We start from the raw sequence: 17,359 nt of genomic DNA on the forward strand, positions 1-17,359 counted from the left end.
GATGAACGCACCGATCCCCGCTACGGCGTTGCACGCGACGCCCTGGACCGCGGCCGAATTCGAATCGCGGCTGCGCGCGCTCGAATCGCGCTATCACATCCACCATCCGTTCAACCGGCGGCTCAACAGCGGCGCGTGCTCGCCCGCGCAGATCCGCGGCTGGGTCGCGAACCGCTTCTACTACCAGATCAACATCCCGCTCAAGGATGCGGCGATCCTGTCGAACTGCCCGGACCGCGACACGCGGCGCCGGTGGCTCCAGCGGCTGATCGACCACGACGGCAACGGCGACAACGAAGGCGGCATCGAGGCGTGGGTGCGGTTCGGCGAGGCATGCGGACTCGATCGCGCCGAGCTGTGGTCGCTCGAGCACGTGCTGCCCGGCGTGCGCTTCGCGGTCGACGCGTACGTGAATTTCGCGCGGCGCGCGCCGTGGCAGGAAGCCGTGTGCTCGTCGCTGACGGAGATGTTCGCGCCGCAGATCCATCTCGACCGGCTCGCGGGCTGGCCGTCGCATTACCCGTGGATCGAGCCGGACGGGCTGCATTACTTCCGCAGCCGCGTGCCGCTCGCGCAGCGCGACGTCGAGCACGGGCTCGCGGTCACGCTGCAGCATTTCACGACGCCGCAAGCGCAGCAGCGCGCGCTCGGCATCCTGCAATTCAAGCTGGACATTCTCTGGTCGATCCTCGACGCGGTCGAAAAGGCTTATCCCCTATGAACGCCATCGATGCCGCCAGCGGCGTGCCGCTGCGCCCCTGCCTGAGGGGCATGTACCGCCTGCAGTGGGAGGTGGCCCAGGATGCCTACGTGCTCCTCTATCCGGAAGGGATGGTCAAGCTCAACCCGAGCGCGGGTGAGATCCTCGCGCGCTGCGACGGCACGCGCGAGCTGGACGACATCATCGGCGAACTCGAGCAGCTGTTCAGCCAGTCCGACCTCGCCGCCGACGTGTACCGCTTCCTCGATCATGCGCGGCTGCGCGGCTGGCTCGACTGACATGACGCCCGACCCTTCCCGTCCGTCCGCGCCGCTGTGGCTGCTCGCGGAGCTCACGTACCGCTGCCCGCTGCATTGCGCGTTCTGCTACAACCCGGTCGACTTCGCGACGCACGGCCCGGAGCTCGACACCGATGCGTGGCGCACGGTGATCAGTGATGCGCGCGCGCTCGGCGCCGCGCAGATCGGCTTCTCGGGCGGCGAGCCGCTGCAGCGCGGCGACCTCGAAACGCTCGTCGCGCATGCGCGCGGGCTCGGCTTCTACACGAACCTGATCACGTCGGGCATCGGCTTGAACGCGGCGCGCATCGAGCGGCTCAAGTCCGCCGGGCTCGACCACATCCAGCTGTCGCTGCAGGATTCGACGCGCGAGCTGAACGATTTCCTGACCAGCACGCGCACGTTCGAGCTGAAGCGCGGCGTCGCGCGGCTCGTCAAGGCGCATGGCTATCCGATGGTGCTCAACTGCGTGCTGCATCGCTACAACCTGCCGCACGTGGGCCAGATCATCGAGATGGCGCTCGATCTCGGCGCCGATTACCTGGAGCTGGCGAACACCCAGTACTACGGCTGGGCGATGCTCAACCGCGACCAGCTGATGCCGACCGCCGAGCAGCTGCGCGACGCGGAGGAGACGGTCAACCGCTATCGCGAGCGCATCGGCGAGCGTTGCCGGATCCTGTTCGTCGTGCCCGACTATTTCGAGCAGCGCCCGAAGACATGCATGAACGGCTGGGGCTCGGTGTTCCTCGGCGTCGCGCCGGACGGCGCCGCGCTGCCGTGTCATGCCGCGCGCTCGCTGCCGGGGCTCGCGCTGCCGAACGTGCGCGACCGGTCGTTGAAGGAGATCTGGTACGACAGCGACGCGTTCAACGCGTTTCGCGGCGACGGCTGGATGCGCGAGCCGTGCCGCACCTGCGACGAGCGTCACGCCGATCACGGCGGCTGCCGATGCCAGGCGTACCTGCTGACGGGCGATCCGGCCGAGGCCGATCCGGTGTGCTCGAAATCGGCCCATCACGGCCGGGTCGAACAGGCCGTGCAGTTCGCCCGCCGCGAGCAGCGGCAGGACGAGCGTCCGCTGGTGTTTCGCAGCACGGCGAATTCGCTCGGGCTGTAACGCCGACCGCGGGCCGGCACGGCCCGCGTCACTTCCCGCGTCACTTTTTCTGCGGCCGGGCCGAGCGGCGCTCGGCCTGCTCGAGCAATGCGACGAACGCCGCTTCGTCCGCGCGCAGCCCTCGCGGCTTGCGCGTCACCTCGAACGTGTCGAGCAGGCCGGCCTCGAACGTGTCGAGCACCACCGGATGGATGTAGCAACGCCGGCACACCGCCGGCGTGTTGCGCAGGATGCCGGCGACGGCCCGCACCGTCTCGACGATCTGCTTGCGCGCCTGCGTGACGCTCTCGTGCGGGATGCGCCTGAGCAGCGCCAGCGCCTGCACGCTGCCGGCCCAGGTCCGGTAGTCCTTCGCGGTGAACTCCGCGCCCGCCGCTTCGCGCAGGTAGTCGTTCACGTCGGACGAGCCGACCGAATGGCGCGCGCCGTCGTCGTCCACATACTGGAACAGCTCGTGCCCCGGCAGCTCCGCGCAGCGTCGCACGATGCGGCCCACGCGCGCGTCCTCCACCGTCACGTCGTGCTCGATGCCGCTCTTGCCGGTGAAGCGCAGCCGCACCTGTCCGGGCCGGATCGTCACGTGGCGCTTGCGCAGCGTCGTCAGCCCGAACGACGCGTTCTCGCGTGCGTATTCGGTGTTGCCGATCCGCGCCAGCGTGGTGTCGAGCAGGCGGACGATGGTCGCGACTATCTTGTCGCGCGGCATTCCCGGCAGCGCGAGGTCGCGCGCGACACGCGCGCGGATCCGCGGCAGCGCAGCCGCGAAGGCGGCCATCCGCGCGTACTTGTTCGCGTCGCGCGTCTCGCGCCACAGCGGGTGATAGCGGTACTGCTTGCGCCCGCGCGCGTCGCGGCGCGTGGCCTGCAGATGGCCGCGCCGGTCCATGCAGATCCACACGTCGGTGTACGCGGGCGGAATCGCCAGCGCGTTGATGCGCGCGATTTCGTCGGGGTCGCGGATGCGCTGGCCGTCCTGTCCGTAATACGCGAAGCCGTTGCGCACGCGCCGGCGCGTATAGCCGGGATGCCGGTCGTCGACGTGGCGCAGCGCGGCGTCCACCCACGCGCCGCCGTTCGAGCGGGACGGGCGCTTCGTCATGCTGCAGCGCGGCAGGCGGCGGCCGGGGGCCGCGCGCTGCGATTCCGGTTCGCGTCCGGCACGCATCGCGGTTCTCCTTGTCTTGAACGAGCCCGAGCGCCGGAGCAAGTTGCGTGCGCCGCCGTCGCCGGCGCCGCTCCAGGGCCGATTGCACGGCCTGCGGCACGGCTCGCGGTGGCGCGCGCCGCGGATCAGTGTTTATACGTATGCCGATATCGATATCGCCTCAATCCAATATTTCATTGGAAGGTTATCGGACTTGCTCCTAGACTGATCCGGGGCGTGCATACCGGGCCGGCCGCACGCGCCGGCCGGTTCGGCCCCGAACCGCGCTCGCGCCAAGCAGAAACAGAACAGCGCCGCGGCATACAACGACATCATCGGAGACGGACCATGACATTCATCAGGAAGCTGGCGGCCGCAGCGGTCGTCGCCGCGGCGACGGTCCTCGCGCCGGGCGCGTTCGCGCAGCAAAAGCCGATCACGCTCGGGTTCTCGCAGGTCGGCGCGGAGAGCGCGTGGCGCACCGCGAACACCGTGTCGGTGAAGGGCGCGGCGAAGGACGCCAGCATCAACCTGAAGTTCTCGGACGCGCAGCAGAAGCAGGAGAACCAGATCCGCGCGATCCGCTCGTTCATCGCGCAGAAGGTCGACGTGATCGCGTTCTCGCCGGTCGTCGAATCGGGCTGGGAGCCCGTGCTGACCGAAGCGAAGGCCGCGCACATCCCGGTGATCCTGACCGACCGCGCGGTCGACGTGAAGGACCCGTCGCTGTACGTGACGATGATCGGTTCGGACTTCCTCGAGGAAGGGCGGCGCGCGGGGCACTGGCTGGAAGAGCGCTACAGGAACGACGCGGGCCCGGTCAACATCGTCGAGCTGCAGGGCACGGTCGGCTCGGCGCCGGCCAACGATCGCCGCGCGGGCCTGCTCGAAGTGATCAAAAGCAATCCGAAATTCAAGGTGATCGCGTCGCAGAGCGGCGACTTCACGCTCGCCGGCGGCAAGCAGGTGATGGAAGCGTTCGCGAAGACCTACGGCAAGCAGATCAACGTCGTCTACGCGCACAACGACGACATGGCGCTCGGCGCGATCCAGGCGATGGAGGAAGCGGGGATCAAGCCCGGCAAGGACGTGAGCGTCGTGTCGTTCGATGCGACGAAGGGCGGCTTCCAGGCGATGGTCGCCGGCAAGATCAACGTCGACGTCGAATGCAGTCCGCTGCTCGGCCCCCAACTGATGAGCGCAGTGAAGGACGTCGTCGCCGGCAAGCCGCTGCCCAAGCGGATCGTGACGAACGAGACGGTGTTCCCGATGAACGTCGCGGCGCAGGTGCTGCCGACCCGCAAGTACTGATTGGCAACCGCTTCGAGGGAGGGTTCATGACGCATCCGCCGGTGGTCGAGATGATCGGCATCGACAAGGCGTTTCCGGGCGTTCGCGCGCTGCAGCGTGTGAGCTTCCGGCTGTTTCCGGGCGAGATTCACGCGCTGATGGGCCAGAACGGCGCGGGCAAGTCGACGCTGATCAACGTGCTCACCGGCGTGCATGCGCACGACGCGGGCGAGATTCGCGTCGGCGGCCGGCCCGTGCGTTTCGCCGCGCCGCGCGAAGCCGAGGCGGCCGGCATCCAGACGCTCTACCAGGAAGTGAACCTGTGCGCGAACCTGTCGGTCGCCGAGAACATCTTCGCGGGCCGGCAGCCGATGCGGCGCGGCGCGATCGACTGGAAAGCGATCCATGCGCGCTCGCGCGCGGCGCTCGCCGAACTCGACCTGTCGCTCGACGTCACGCGCTCGCTCGACGCGTATCCGATCGCCGTGCAGCAGATGGTCGCGATCGCACGCGCGGTGTCCGTCGACGCGCGCGTGCTGATTCTCGACGAGCCGACGTCGAGCCTCGACGACGGCGAGGTCGCGCGGCTGTTCGACGTGCTGCGCCGGCTGAAGGCGTCGGGCATCGCGATCCTGTTCGTCACGCACTTTCTTGAACAGACCTATGCGGTGTCCGACCGGATCACCGTGATGCGCAACGGCGAGCGCGAAGGCGAGTACCTGGCGCGCGACCTGCCGGTCGACGCGCTGGTCGCGAAGATGACCGGCCGCGAACGGATGTCCGACACGCTGCAGGCGGGGGCGGCGGCCGTCGTTCCCGCCGCCGGCGCGGCCGCGCCGTTCCTGTCGATGCAGCGGGTCGGCCGGCGCGGGATGATGAGCGCGCTCGATCTCGACGTGCGGCCCGGCGAGATCGTCGGGCTCGCCGGGCTGCTCGGCTCGGGGCGCACCGAAACCGCGCGGCTCGCGTTCGCCGCGGAGCGCACGGATACCGGCGCGATCGAGATCGACGGTGCGCGCACGCGGCTGGCTTCGCCGCACGACGCGGTCCGGCACGGGATCGCGTACTGCCCGGAAGACCGCAAGAAGGAGGGGATCGTCGCCGCGCTGTCGATCCGCGAGAACATCGTCCTCGCGCTGCAGGCGCGGCGTGGCTGGTGGAGGCTGATCGGGCGCGCGCGCCAGCGCGAGATCGCCGACACGTATATCGCGCGGCTCGGCATCAAGGCGCGCGACGCGGAGCAGCCGATCGGCCTGCTGTCGGGCGGCAACCAGCAGAAGGTGCTGCTCGCGCGCTGGCTCGCGACGGCCCCGAAGCTGCTGATCCTCGACGAGCCGACGCGCGGCATCGACGTCGCCGCGAAATTCGACATCATGGAGCGCGTGCTCGCACTGTGCGCGCAAGGGCTCGCGATCCTGTTCATCTCGTCGGAGATCGGCGAGGTGGTGCGCGTGAGCCATCGGATCGCGGTGCTGCGCGACAGGCGCAAGGTGGCGGAATTGACCGGCGCCGACGCGTCCGAGGAGCAGGTTTACCGGCTGATCGCGGGAGGCCGGTCATGACGCGGGTGCGCACGCTGTTTCGTCATCCGCTTGCGTGGCCGGTGCTGACGCTCGCGCTGCTGTTCGCGCTCGACGTCGCGCATCGTCCCGGATTCCTGTCGATCGCGCTGCTCGACGGCCACCTGTTCGGCGCGCCGGTCGACATCCTGAACCGCGCGGCGCCGCTCGTGATCGTGTCGCTCGGGATGACGCTCGTGATCGCGACGCGCGGGATCGACATTTCCGTCGGCGCGACCGTCGCGATCGCCGGCGCGGCTGCGGCGATCGTGCTCGAAGCCGATCCGTCGCAGGTCGGCGCGGCGCTGGCCGCCGCGCTCGGCGTCGGGCTGCTGGCGGGCGCGTGGAACGGCCTGCTCGTCGCGTTCGTCGGGATGCAGCCGATCATCGCGACGCTGATCCTGATGGTGGCCGGCCGCGGCGTCGCGCAACTGCTGACGGGCGGCCAGATCATCCCGATCGGCGCGCCCGGCTACCTCGCGCTCGGCGGCGGCTATCTCGCGACCGTGCCATGTTCGGTGTGGATCGCGCTCGCGACGATCGCCGCGACCGCGCTGCTGGTGAACCGCACGGCGCTCGGGCTGTTCATTCGCGCGATCGGCGTGAACCCGGTCGCGACGCGGCTCGTCGGGCTGCGCTCGGGCGCGGTCGTGTTCGGCGTGTATCTGTGCTCCGGCGTGATGTCGGCGCTCGCCGGCATCCTCGCGAGCTCGAACGTGCGCAGCGCCGACGGCAACAACGCGGGGCTGCTGCTCGAACTCGACGCGATCCTCGCGGTGACGCTCGGCGGCACGTCGCTGCTCGGCGGCCGCTTCAGCCTCGCCGGCTCCGTGCTCGGCGCGCTGATCATCCAGACGCTCACCTATACGACCTATTCGATCGGCGTGCCGCCGGAGGCGACGCTGGTCGTCAAGGCGGTCGTCGTGATCGTCGTGACGCTGATCCAGTCCGACGCGGCGCGTGCGCTCGTGGTTCGCCACGCGTCGCGGCTGCTGCCTTTCGCGCGTTCGCGCGCCACCCACGGAGCAACGCCCCGATGACCCGATTCCTTGGCCGGCTCGCCGATCCGCGCACGCTGCCGATCGTCGTGACGATCGTGCTGTTCGCCGCGCTGTTCGGCTTCGGGTCCGTGATGTACACGGGATTCTTCTCGATGCAGGTACTGACCGGCCTGCTCGTCGACAACGCGTTCCTGCTGATCGTCGCGATCGGGATGACGTTCGTGATCGTGTCGGGCGGCATCGACCTGTCGGTGGGCTCGGTCGTCGCGCTGACGACGATCTTCTGCGCGGTCGGCGCCGAGCGGCTGCACTGGCCCGTGTGGGTCATCGTGCCGCTCGTGCTCGCGTTCGGCGCGTTGTACGGCGCGGCGATGGGCGCGCTGATCCACACCTTCCGGCTGCAGCCGTTCATCGTCACGCTGGCCGGGATGTTTCTCGCGCGCGGCGCGTGCTTCCTGATCACGACGCAATCGATCACGATCAACGAGCCGGCGTTTCATGCGATCGCGGGCATCAGCGTGCCGGTCGGCGGCGGCACGTTGAGCGCGGGCGCGCTGGTTGCGCTCGCAACATTGGCCGTCGCGATCTACGTCGCGCATTTCACGCGTTTCGGCCGCAACGTCTATGCGATCGGCGGCAACGAGCGCTCGGCGCTGCTGATGGGGCTGCCGGTCGCGCGCACGAAGATCGGCGTCTATGCGCTGAGCGGGCTGTGCTCCGCGCTCGGCGGCGTGGTGTTCACGCTGTACGTGCTGTCCGGCTACGGGCTGCAGGCGCAGGGGATGGAGCTCGACGCGATCGCCGCGACCGTGATCGGCGGCACGCTGCTCACCGGCGGCGTGGGCTACGTGATCGGCTCGGTGTTCGGCGTCGGCATCCTCGGCACGATCCAGGTGCTGATCACGTTCGACGGCACGCTGAGCTCGTGGTGGACGCGGATCGTGATCGGCGCGCTGCTGTGCGTGTTCTGCGTGCTGCAGCGGGTCATCGAGCGGCACGCGGCGCGGCGGCGCACGGGCGGCACGGGGCTCGATCCGAAGCGCGCGACGCGGGAAACCGCTCGGCCCGCGGCCGCTGCGCCGGGCGACGACGCGGCGCTGGTGTCGACGATGCCGCGGTTGTAGCGTGAGGGCGGTGCGGGCCATGCGGCGGCGCGGGGTGCATGCGTGGCGCGCTGGCCTCGCACCGCACACCGCCCGACGACGGCCTGCGCGCATACCGCGATCAGGCCGGCCCGGCCAGATCCGGCTCCGCGTCGAGCGACGGCGCACTCGGTGCATCCACGATGCCCGTATGCTTCAGCGCTGCGGCCAGGCGTTCGATCGCTTGCAGGTCGAGCGTGTCGAGCCGCTCCCGCACGGCATGCACGAACGCGGCATGTCGCGGCGCGGGCGCATGCTGTCCAAGCCATTCCTCGATATCGGTGAGGCGGCCCTCGCCGGCCAGCACGATCAGTTCATCGAGTGCATCGTCGGGCGGACAGCGCATCCCGCGCGCATCGGCGAGCAGGTCGATCTGTTCCGCTGGCTGCACGGTGCGCGCGAGCGCGGACGCCGGGATCAACGCATGCCCGAGCGCCGGTGCGACGATCTGAAACGTGAACGACGTGCCCACGCCCGGCTGGCTCGATACGGCCAGCTCGCCGTTCATCGCGCTGACGATCCGCTGCGCGATGAACAAGCCGAGGCCGGTCCCGCCGTTCACGGCCTGCACCTGCTGATACGCGCGGAAGATGTCGGTCGTCTGGTCGAGCTCGATGCCGATGCCCGTGTCGGCGACTTCGAACACCAGCCGCCACGCGCCCGCTTGCCGGTACGCGCCGATCGACAGCGTGACCGTGCCGTCGCGCGTGAACTTCGACGCATTCGACAGCAGGTTGAGCAGCACCTGCTGCAGCCGGATGCCGTCGATCGTCAGCTTGCGCGGCAACGGCGTCAGCGGCCGGTAGTCGAAGCGGTTGTTCTGCTGCGCACACAGCGCGAGCGCGTAGTCGCCGATGTCGTCGAGCAGGCCGGGCAGGTCGGTCGCGTCCGGCGCAATGCCGAGCGGCTGCAGCTCGGCGCGCGTGTACTGCAGCAATTCGTCGATCAGCGTGAGCTGGTAGCGGATGCTGCGGTCGATCGAGCGGATCAGGCGCGCCTGGCCGGGCGTCGCGGTTTGCAGCAGCAGCTTCGCGTAGCCGTGGATGGTCGACAGCGGCGCGCGAAGGTCGTGACTCACATAGCCGAGGGTTTCGATCTTCTGCTGCATGTGCGTCTTGACTTCCTGCAGCGCGTCGTTGAGGGCGACCGTGCGCTTCGCGACCTCGTCGCGCAGGCGGTCCTGTTCGGTGAGCTGCCAGTGCTCGAGGCGCTTGCGCGCTTCGGTGCGCTGACGGCCCACGTGGTTGATCCACGCGGCGAGCACGAGCAGGTGCGTGGCAAGCCCGACGATCGCGATCACCGGGTTCGGATAGATGTCGGATCGGAGCCACGGCAGCCAACCGGGAATCGCGCCGCGCGCGTCGAGCACGCGGATCAGCATGTTGAATCCAGCGAACGAGATCGCGATCAGCATCACGCGCGCGGTCGGCGTGCGGCGGAACGCGAGGATCAGCGCGAGGCTGATGTTCATCACCGCGAGCGCCGCGTTCACCCGCAGGCTGAGCCACGTGAACGTCAGCAGATCGCCGCACGCGGCGCCGGCCATCCCGACGCATTCGAATGCGAGGAACACCAGGTACGCCGCGCGCATCGGCATGCCGGTCTTTTCGCGATCGGCGATCAGCAGAATGAACGCGATGAAGCATGCGAGCGACAGATACACGGACACCATTTCCGCGCGCGCCGACCATTCGTACGCACCGGGCCACAGGTACAGCGCGGTGTAGCCGCGGTAGGTCGCCTCGAACAGCGCGGTGCCGAGCGCCAGCAGCGCGAGCACCGCGAACGTGCCGCTGCGCGAGAAGAAGCCGATCAGCAGCGCACACCACATGAGCGCGAGCAGCCCGCCGAGAAAGCCGAAGTCCCACATCGCCGCGCGCAGCTCGTACGCATGCCACGCGTCGCGCGTGAATGCGCTCGGCGCGAGCTTCAGTTCCTTGCGCGACGTGACGCGCACCAGCACCGGCAGCCGTTCGCCGGCGTCCAGTGTCGCGGCGAGCACCGGATATCGCGACACCGGTTCGCCCAGGCTGCCGTCGCGGGCCGGGAAGCGGCCGGCGAGCGTCCATTGGCCGCCGTGTTCGACATAGAAGTCGGCGCGATCGACGCGCGCGTCGCGTATCGCCAGCACCATCGGCTGGCGGGTCGCCGCGCGGTTCACGAGCGTTGCGCCGACCCACCACGCGGAACGCGAGAATTCGATGTTGAACGACGGCCGCGCCGGCTCGGCAGCGCGACGTTGACGCTCGGCCACCCGCTTCGCGACCTCGCTCGCCGACAGCGCCGCGCCCGGATCCTCGAGCAACGCCACTGCCTCGAGCCGCGCGGGGTTGTCGTCGGCCGCGGCCGCGGGCGCGGCGTATGCGGCGAGCAGCGCCAGCACGAGCCGCACGAGCAGCCCGAACGCATACGCGGCCGACGCGCCGCGCCTACGCATGGTCATGCGACGGCGGCTGCGCATCGACCGTCGGGCGCTGGCGGCGCCAGTCGGACGGCGTGACGCCGAAGCGTTCGCGGAACGCCGTCGCGAAGTTGCCGGGCGTCGAAAAGCCGATCTCCTCGGCGATGTCGCCGATGCCCATCGACGTCGCGGCGAGGAAGTGCTGCGCCGCGCGCAGCCGCGTGTCGCGCAGATATTCGAATACGGTCTGCCCGAGGGTGTCCCGGAACGCGCGCGTCAGCCGCTTTTCATGGGTGCCGACCTGCCGTGCGAGTTCGTCCAGCGTCGGCGGGTTGCGCAGTTCGCGCAGCAGGATGTCGCTGGCCGCGCGCACCAGCGCGGTGTCCGGGTGATCGGGCAGCTCGGGCAGATGCGCGAACGGCTGGCTGCGCCGCGCGCGTTTCAGGTGATTGCGGATTCGGGCGATCACCTCGGCAGGCTCGAACGGCTTCACGATGTAGTCGAGCGCGCCCGTCTCGAGGCCCGCGATGCGATCGTCGAGATCGCCGGCGGCCGTCAGGATGATGACCGGGATGTTCTGCGTGTCTGGCGTCGACGCCAGCAGCCGGCACGCGGCGAAGCCATCCATGCGCGGCATCCGGACGTCCATCAGGATCAGGTCGGGCACGATCGCCTGGGCGCGGTGATACGCCTGCAGGCCGTCGAACGCGACGCTGATCCGGCACCGCGCGGAGCGCAGGATCTCGGTCAGGAGCCGCAGGTCGTTCGGGCGGTCGTCGACGACGAGAATATGTGCGCCGACGAGCTCAGGCGTGGCGCGGAGCGACGCCGGACTGGACGAACGGGATGGCATGGTTGCGAGCGCGTTGGAGAGGGTTGGCCTGGGCTGGCTCGATGCATCTATGTGCGCGATTATTGCGAAAAATTATAGGTCGACGGCGCGCGCCGCGGTAACGATTCCGTGCAATCCGTGTGGACTTGATTGACAGCGCACGGCACGCGCGGCGCTGCGCGGAGCAATCGCGAACGGATCAACAAAAACTGTGCCGCTACGTCCGCTGAATGCCGGTCGTTATTTCCGAATCCGGCGAATGGAAATCGAATTGGCCCGAGCGATGGATTGAAGCGGATTTTGTCGTGCGGGACTCCGTACGCATTGCAGATCGAATTCATCGTTTTATCGTCTCCGTGAGCGGGCATCGTATATATTGGGCGTAAAAAAACGTTCACACTCGGCATCCGTCGCGATGCGCGATTGTATGAATGTAAATATCGTCCGGCCGGGAAAACATTTCGTCCGCTCGGGCAAAGGTTTGCGGGCTGGAATGCCTGCAAACTAGCCTCGAAGCAGTGGAACCGGTTTGGCCAATCAACTGGTATTCCACGCGAAATTCAACGGTCGAAGCGGCGCTTTGTTGCGCTCGGCGCTCGATGTGACATCGCGTACTTATGTTCCCAGAATCTAGGATTCCGAGGCTGCGACGACCGTAGGCACGAGGGCCGTTGCGAGCCGCCTATCCTTCGAACGCACTGACGCGGAAAACGAAAGAAAGGACGCGGAACCGGACGAGAGTTTGACACAGCAGAAAGACAGAAATAGTTAAATAAAGTCAGTTTATAAATGTGATGTCGTGGTCATGCGGTCAATCACTGAATGTTGTGGAAAAACCGGAAAATAGTGGGATGCCGGAATGAAAAATGGGTGAGTGAACTTGCGTCGATCGCCGGTCGCGCGGTTCATCAGGCGGCGGTCGCGCGCGACGTTTCGTGAGTCGCGCGGCATGAAAAGAAATGAACATGGCGAACTCGGCGGATCGATGTGCGGGACAGATCGAACCGGTCGTGGCTGTCGGTGTTCGCGAGCACGCGGCGCGTGCGTCGGCTCAGCGGTGGGTGTCGCGACGTCGCTGGCGCGAACCAACCCGTGGCGCCGGTCGGCATGCGTTCGTTCGGCGACTTAATGGCGTCGTCCGGCGGAATCCGGCGTTGCACGCGCATCGGTGTGATGACGCGGGCCGGCGGCGTGCCATCGCATGATCGCCGCCTTCGGCTGCGGCGATCCAATGAGGCGCGAGGGCGTCCGCGAAGCACGCCGGCTGAGCATGTATGGCTGTTGCGCTCAAACATCTGTCGTCACATGACAACCATTACCCTCATGCGAAAATCCGCCCGGCTTTTGGCTCGCCAACGGCTACAGCGTCGGCGGATCGTTCGGATCGGAAAAAAATTGCTCGTGAGTGTTCCGGACGCAAACGTTTGCCGCGAAACCGGCTGCGCGACGCGGCCGATTCCATCCGGTACCACCGAAACACATGCAGCCCGATGAAGGCACTGCAACCATGAGCATCCCGATGCTGAGAGCTCCGTGGAACGCCCATAAGCATGCTCATGCCTTACCTCAATTGGCGCGTCCTCGTGCGCCGACCGTCGCCGTCACGCGCTCGCGGCCGCGTATGCAAAGGCCCGGCGCGGCGCGCGCTGCGTGTGCGGCGCTCGCGTCGATCGACCTCGTGCGCCGGTCCACGCCTCCAATCCTCGATCTGATGTCTCACGGTAGGGCGCAATCGCGCGCGTTACACGCGCTACCGCCGCGTCGGGCCTGCTGGACCATTCGCGCCGTACTTACCGGTCGCGCGAGGTAGCGCGACGAATGCGAACCGCCATGATCGTGGGCGCGGACGCGCGCTGTTTGGCTCTGCACCGTACGCGCATGATTCGTTCGTATCCCATACGTATCCCATACGATATCGTGCCCGCGGCGAAGCGACGACGGCCAGGTCGCTCGTCCGCCGATGACGAGGATGACCGCTGATGCGTGTGTTGATAGTCGAAGATGATCCCGTTCATGCGAAGGCGCGCGGCGCGGGTAGTGGAGCCGCTCGGTCATGAGGTGATCGAAGCGGCCGACGGCCGGGAGGCGCAGCGGCTGCTGCGCGCCGAGCCGTTCGACCTCGTGATCCTGGACTAGCTGCTGCCGGGCATGAGCGGCTTCGAAGTGCTGTACTGGATCCGCCGCACGCTGGGCGCCTCGCCCGCCGTGCTGTTCGTGACGAGCAAGACGCTGGAAGACGAGATCGTGCATCGCGATGGATGCGGGCGCGAACGACTACATCGCGAAGCCGTTTCGCGTCGCCGAACTCGCCAGCCGCGTGAACGCGTTGGTGATGCGCTCGGCGCGCGCTACCGACCGCTGCGGCGCGATCGCAGCAGGCGGCTACCTGCTCGACCCGCGCGAGTGCGCGATCACCCTGCGCGGTGCGCCGATCAAGCCGACGCCGAAGGAATTCGACCTCGCCGAACTGTTCTTCAGCAACGTCGGCAAGCCGCTGTCGCGCAAACTGGTCTGCATGAGCACATGGGGCCGCGAGCTCGATCCGGAGTCGCGCACGCTCGATACGCACATCTACCGGCTGCGGCAGAAGCTCGAGCGCTGCCCGGAAAACGGCGTACGGCTCAGTGTCGTCTATACGCACGGCTATCGCCTCGAAGCGGTGTCGTCGTACGGCGCTCACGGCGGCGCGGCGGCGTTGCGTCAGCCCGCCGAGCCGGTGTCGCCGGCCCGGCTGACGCCGGTCGGACTCGAGTGCGAGTGAGCCGCCGCTGCGCCACGCGCATGCATGACGAGCCGCCTCTGATGCGCGGCGACGACGCACAATTGCCCGCCGGCTTCATCCGCGAATGCATCGTGATGGGCGCGTTCGTGCTGCTGGTGTGCGTGTCGCTGAGCGCGTCCAGCGTGCTGCGCCGCGCCGATCTCCTGTTCTTCGACATCGTGCAGCGGCTACTGCTGCTGCGGCCGTCGCCGCACAAGATCGTGCTGATCGCGATCGACAGCGCTAGCGCGCACGCTCCTACACGTCAAATCCGGCCGGCGGCAACGTGCCGCCCGGGGGCGAGCGTTTCGAATTCGTCGGCCGGTTGCTCGGGCTCGGTTGCGTCGGGCTCGAACAGCACGGCGGTCGGCAACAGTTCGACGGCGTCGGGCAACGACTCGACGGCGCTCGGCGCGGGCAGCAACGACGGCGGCCGCTCGAACGTCGTCGCGGTCGGCTCGGCGGATTCGGCGCGGCAGGTGGTGAACGTCGCGGCCGGTAGGCAAGGCACCGACGCGGTGAATGTGAATCAGCTGAATGCCGTATCGAACCAGTTCACGCAATCGCTGAACACGGTGAACAACCAGCTCACGCAGATGCAGCGGCCGATCCAGCAGACCGATTCGATGCCGCGCGAGGGATCGCCGCGACGGCCGGGATGGCGTCGATTCCGCACATGGACCGCGATTCGAGCTTCGCGATGGGGGGCGGCACGGCGACGTTCCAGGGCCGGAAAGCCATGGCAGTCGGCGTGCAGGCGCGCATCACGGAGAACCTGAAGGCGACGGTCAACGGCGGTTTTGCCGGTAGCCAGCGCGTGGTCGGCGCGGGCATGCTGTATCAGTGGAAGTAAGCGGCGCAGCGGCATGCGCCGGCACATACGGCCGGCACATGCCGCTGCGCACCCCGAACACCATCGCACGCGCATGCGGCCGCGCCATCGCGCCGCCTGCGCCGTGCCCCTCGCATTTACGGAGCTTTACGTGAAACGCGTCGGGGCCTACGTTCAACGCGTATGAACGGCAGTCGCGGGACGGCATCAAGACGTTCCGTGTCGATTGCCACGGCTTCCTGTCGAGCGAGAAGACCTGCATGAAGGTCCCGACGCGCATGTGCGGCAGCGAACCCGTGCGCGTGGTCGATTCGACGACGCCGTACTGCACCGGCGCCGGCCGAGAAGGTCACGCTGACCGGCGACGCCTATTTCGCAACCGACTCGGCCGTTCTGACGCCGGCCGCACGCGCCGCGCTCGACGCGTTGCTGAACCAGCATCGCGACATGCAGTTCGCGCGCGTGGACGTGGACGGCTATACCGACTCGACGGGCTCGGCCGCGCACAACCAGGCGCTGTCGAAGCGTCGCGCCGACGCCGTCGCGGCGTACTTGCGCGAGCATGGACTGCAGGCCGACGCGTTCGCGGCCGCGGCGCACGGGCCAGCGAACCCGGTCGCGTCGAACGATATGCAAGAAGGGCGCGCGCGCAACCGGCGCGTCGAGATATCGCTGCACGCGCAGTGAGACTGCGGGCGCCGACGCGGCCGGCTGCCCGCGACGGCGATCAGAACCGGTGACGGAGTCCCAGATTGACCATGGTCTGGGACTTCGTGCCGTTGTAGCCGTATGACCCGATCGAAGCCTCTGCCGCCATCGAGCCGCCGGCTCCGTCGGCGGTCGTGCCGCTGGCATGCTGATACGCGGCCGTCATGTAGACGTCCGTACGTTTCGATAGGTTGTAGTCGGCGCCGAGCGATGCCTGGTGATAGTTCGCCGCGGTGTCGCCGCCCGACTTCGTGAAGCTGTAGCCCACGCCGACCAGCAGCGCCGGCGACGCCTGATAGTTCAGGAATCCTTGCGCGGTGTTGTAGTGCTCGTTCTTCGTGAACACCGAGGCGCCGTCGCGTCGGTACTGCGAATTGCTGTAGCCGGCCCCCACCGTGAATGCGCCGAACATGTACTGGCCCGCCACGCGCGCGATGCCGATCGAATGCGCGCTCTGATAACCCGTGTTGATCGCGCCGTCGAACGTGCCGTCCGACGTGCTCGACCATGTCGTGCGCGTGCCCGCAGACGGGTTCGCGTTCGCCGCGTAGAAGTATCCGCCGGCGAGACTCAGCGGACCGTTGGTGTACGACACGCCTGCCGAATACGACTGCTTCGAGCCGGTGCTGCCCGCGACGCCGCCCAGCGAATACATCGCCGCGAACTGGAGACCGGCGAACACCGGCGACGTGTACTTGATCGCGTTGTCGACGCGGAAGCTGTTGTCGTAGTTGTCGACGTCACCGGCGGTCGCGAATGCGCTGCCGAAGTAGTTGTCGGCGGTGATCGGCTGGACGAGATCGATCAACGGATCGTACTGGCGGCCGAGCGTGAGCGAACCGTACTGATTGCTGGCGACGCCGACGTAAGCCTGACGGCCGAACATGCGGCTGCCCTGGCCGAGACCGCCGGTGCTCGGATTGAAGCCGTTCTCGAGCTGGAAGATCGCCGAGAGGCCGCCACCGAGGTCCTCCGAGCCCTTCAGACCCCAGCGGCTACCCGACAGGTTGCCCGCGCTGCTGTTGCCGAGCGCCCAGAGATTCTTGCTGCCGTCGGCGTGATTCACGTACGTCAACGAGGTGTCGATCGTGCCGTACAGCGTGACGCTCGTCTGCGCGTGCGCTGCACCGGCCACCATCAACGACGCGATCGTCAGGATCGGAAAAGTTGCTTGTTTCATGGTCTCTCCGCTTTGTGTGCGTATTTGCGTTCGAATAGTGCAGTGCAGCGTACATCGAGATATTTTCTTGCGGAAATTCAGGGGTGCGATGTGTCGTGGAAAAGAAACAGGGATCGGTATGTCCCGGACATGTGGGGCGAGGGTGATTTGCGATGCTGTTGATTGATATCGAGCGGATTACGATACTGGACGCCGTTTTATTTGATCTATTTTCGAGAAGGCAATGGATCTAATAAGGTGTATTCGGACAAAGTCTTGTCTAGATCGGACGGTGAAATTTGGCGGATTATTATGGGATTCTTAGTTTCGTGTGTGACGGTAGATCGATCGTTTTCGCTTTCCATGCGGTGTCCAAGGCTCACCGCCGACGCCGAGTGTCGAGAGTTTCAA

At 67.5% G+C, this 17,359-nt stretch carries 13 protein-coding genes and 2 pseudogenes; 11 read left to right on the top strand and 4 right to left on the bottom strand.

Going from position 1 to position 17,359, the window contains the following annotated elements; translation table 11 throughout:
- The first annotated feature begins 1 nt into the window (after nt 1).
- The 3 genes from pqqC to pqqE are packed head-to-tail and all read left to right on the top strand — an operon-like array spanning nt 2 to nt 2,119.
- On the top strand, nt 2-721 hold the full coding sequence (pqqC, locus tag WJ35_RS19265) for a pyrroloquinoline-quinone synthase PqqC (protein WP_060234901.1): 720 nt from the start codon (nt 2-4) through the stop codon (nt 719-721).
- A complete protein-coding gene (gene pqqD, locus WJ35_RS19270) occupies nt 718-999 on the top strand; it encodes a pyrroloquinoline quinone biosynthesis peptide chaperone PqqD (protein ID WP_010093544.1) in 282 nt (93 codons plus the stop codon). The genes pqqC and pqqD overlap by 4 nt, the downstream gene beginning before the upstream one ends.
- 1 nt (nt 1,000) lies before the next feature.
- Nucleotides 1,001-2,119 (top strand): pyrroloquinoline quinone biosynthesis protein PqqE, encoded by a 1,119-nt coding sequence (gene pqqE, locus WJ35_RS19275; protein WP_069239710.1) that lies wholly within the window; start codon nt 1,001-1,003, stop codon nt 2,117-2,119.
- A gap of 40 nt (nt 2,120-2,159) precedes the next feature.
- Here the strand turns inward: pqqE and WJ35_RS19280 are convergent, their stop codons facing one another.
- Nucleotides 2,160-3,218 carry a DNA topoisomerase IB gene (locus tag WJ35_RS19280; protein ID WP_069239815.1) on the bottom strand — a complete coding sequence of 353 codons (1,059 nt, stop codon included), beginning with the start codon at nt 3,216-3,218 and terminating at the stop codon, nt 2,160-2,162.
- Between the two features lie 393 nt (nt 3,219-3,611).
- On the opposite strand from WJ35_RS19280, the gene WJ35_RS19285 reads away from it, so the two are divergent.
- Genes WJ35_RS19285 through yjfF form a run of 4 tightly spaced genes read left to right on the top strand, consistent with a single transcriptional unit; the run spans nt 3,612 to nt 8,237 of the window.
- Nucleotides 3,612-4,574 (top strand): ABC transporter substrate-binding protein, encoded by a 963-nt coding sequence (locus tag WJ35_RS19285; RefSeq protein ID WP_060232547.1) that lies wholly within the window; start codon nt 3,612-3,614, stop codon nt 4,572-4,574.
- A 26-nt stretch (nt 4,575-4,600) separates the two neighbouring features.
- Nucleotides 4,601-6,115 (top strand): sugar ABC transporter ATP-binding protein, encoded by a 1,515-nt coding sequence (locus WJ35_RS19290; RefSeq protein ID WP_060232544.1) that lies wholly within the window; start codon nt 4,601-4,603, stop codon nt 6,113-6,115.
- Nucleotides 6,112-7,152: an ABC transporter permease gene (locus WJ35_RS19295; protein WP_060232541.1), complete on the top strand. Its 1,041-nt coding sequence runs from the start codon at nt 6,112-6,114 to the stop codon at nt 7,150-7,152. Before WJ35_RS19290 ends, WJ35_RS19295 begins: the two co-directional genes overlap by 4 nt.
- On the top strand, nt 7,149-8,237 hold the full coding sequence (yjfF, locus tag WJ35_RS19300; RefSeq protein WP_069239711.1) for a galactofuranose ABC transporter, permease protein YjfF: 1,089 nt from the start codon (nt 7,149-7,151) through the stop codon (nt 8,235-8,237). The genes WJ35_RS19295 and yjfF overlap by 4 nt, the downstream gene beginning before the upstream one ends.
- A 100-nt stretch (nt 8,238-8,337) precedes the next feature.
- Here yjfF and WJ35_RS19305 read toward each other — a convergent pair whose 3' ends face one another.
- Nucleotides 8,338-10,692, bottom strand: a complete 2,355-nt coding sequence (locus tag WJ35_RS19305) for a sensor histidine kinase (RefSeq protein WP_069239712.1) — start codon at nt 10,690-10,692, stop codon at nt 8,338-8,340.
- Entirely contained in the window at nt 10,685-11,509 is an 825-nt protein-coding gene (locus WJ35_RS19310; protein ID WP_069239713.1) for a response regulator, read from the bottom strand. Before WJ35_RS19310 ends, WJ35_RS19305 begins: the two co-directional genes overlap by 8 nt.
- A 1,980-nt stretch (nt 11,510-13,489) precedes the next feature.
- Here WJ35_RS19310 and WJ35_RS32545 point away from each other — a divergent pair.
- The 4 genes and pseudogenes from WJ35_RS32545 to WJ35_RS19325 all read left to right on the top strand — a co-directional run.
- Complete coding sequence (locus tag WJ35_RS32545; protein WP_257785825.1) at nt 13,490-13,624, top strand: hypothetical protein; 135 nt, start codon at nt 13,490-13,492, stop codon at nt 13,622-13,624.
- Nucleotides 13,625-13,742: 118 nt separating this feature from the next.
- Complete coding sequence (locus WJ35_RS32290; RefSeq protein WP_230459695.1) at nt 13,743-14,249, top strand: response regulator transcription factor; 507 nt, start codon at nt 13,743-13,745, stop codon at nt 14,247-14,249.
- A 259-nt stretch (nt 14,250-14,508) separates the two neighbouring features.
- Nucleotides 14,509-15,102 (top strand): annotated as a pseudogene (locus WJ35_RS19320) (YadA family autotransporter adhesin); the annotation flags it as partial.
- A 134-nt stretch (nt 15,103-15,236) separates the two neighbouring features.
- Nucleotides 15,237-15,768, top strand: a pseudogene (locus WJ35_RS19325) (OmpA family protein); the annotation flags it as partial.
- Between the two features lie 40 nt (nt 15,769-15,808).
- Here WJ35_RS19325 and WJ35_RS19330 read toward each other — a convergent pair.
- A complete protein-coding gene (locus tag WJ35_RS19330; RefSeq protein WP_069239714.1) occupies nt 15,809-16,969 on the bottom strand; it encodes a porin in 1,161 nt (386 codons plus the stop codon).
- Nucleotides 16,970-17,359: the final 390 nt, after the last annotated feature.

The organism is Burkholderia ubonensis (assembly GCF_001718695.1).
Classification (GTDB): Bacteria; Pseudomonadota; Gammaproteobacteria; order Burkholderiales; family Burkholderiaceae; genus Burkholderia; species Burkholderia ubonensis_B.

Excerpts from the sequence above, each read along its gene's own strand:
- pqqC (WP_060234901.1), top strand. The coding sequence starts at position 2 with ATGAACGCACCGATCCCCGCTACGGCGTTGCACGCGACGCCCTGGACC.
- pqqD (WP_010093544.1), top strand. The coding sequence starts at position 718 with ATGAACGCCATCGATGCCGCCAGCGGCGTGCCGCTGCGCCCCTGCCTG.
- pqqE (WP_069239710.1), top strand. The coding sequence starts at position 1,001 with ATGACGCCCGACCCTTCCCGTCCGTCCGCGCCGCTGTGGCTGCTCGCG.
- WJ35_RS19280 (WP_069239815.1), bottom strand. The coding sequence starts at position 3,218 with ATGACGAAGCGCCCGTCCCGCTCGAACGGCGGCGCGTGGGTGGACGCC.
- WJ35_RS19285 (WP_060232547.1), top strand. The coding sequence starts at position 3,612 with ATGACATTCATCAGGAAGCTGGCGGCCGCAGCGGTCGTCGCCGCGGCG.
- WJ35_RS19290 (WP_060232544.1), top strand. The coding sequence starts at position 4,601 with ATGACGCATCCGCCGGTGGTCGAGATGATCGGCATCGACAAGGCGTTT.
- WJ35_RS19295 (WP_060232541.1), top strand. The coding sequence starts at position 6,112 with ATGACGCGGGTGCGCACGCTGTTTCGTCATCCGCTTGCGTGGCCGGTG.
- yjfF (WP_069239711.1), top strand. The coding sequence starts at position 7,149 with ATGACCCGATTCCTTGGCCGGCTCGCCGATCCGCGCACGCTGCCGATC.
- WJ35_RS19305 (WP_069239712.1), bottom strand. The coding sequence starts at position 10,692 with ATGCGTAGGCGCGGCGCGTCGGCCGCGTATGCGTTCGGGCTGCTCGTG.
- WJ35_RS19310 (WP_069239713.1), bottom strand. The coding sequence starts at position 11,509 with ATGCCATCCCGTTCGTCCAGTCCGGCGTCGCTCCGCGCCACGCCTGAG.
- WJ35_RS32545 (WP_257785825.1), top strand. The coding sequence starts at position 13,490 with ATGATCCCGTTCATGCGAAGGCGCGCGGCGCGGGTAGTGGAGCCGCTC.
- WJ35_RS32290 (WP_230459695.1), top strand. The coding sequence starts at position 13,743 with ATGGATGCGGGCGCGAACGACTACATCGCGAAGCCGTTTCGCGTCGCC.
- WJ35_RS19330 (WP_069239714.1), bottom strand. The coding sequence starts at position 16,969 with ATGAAACAAGCAACTTTTCCGATCCTGACGATCGCGTCGTTGATGGTG.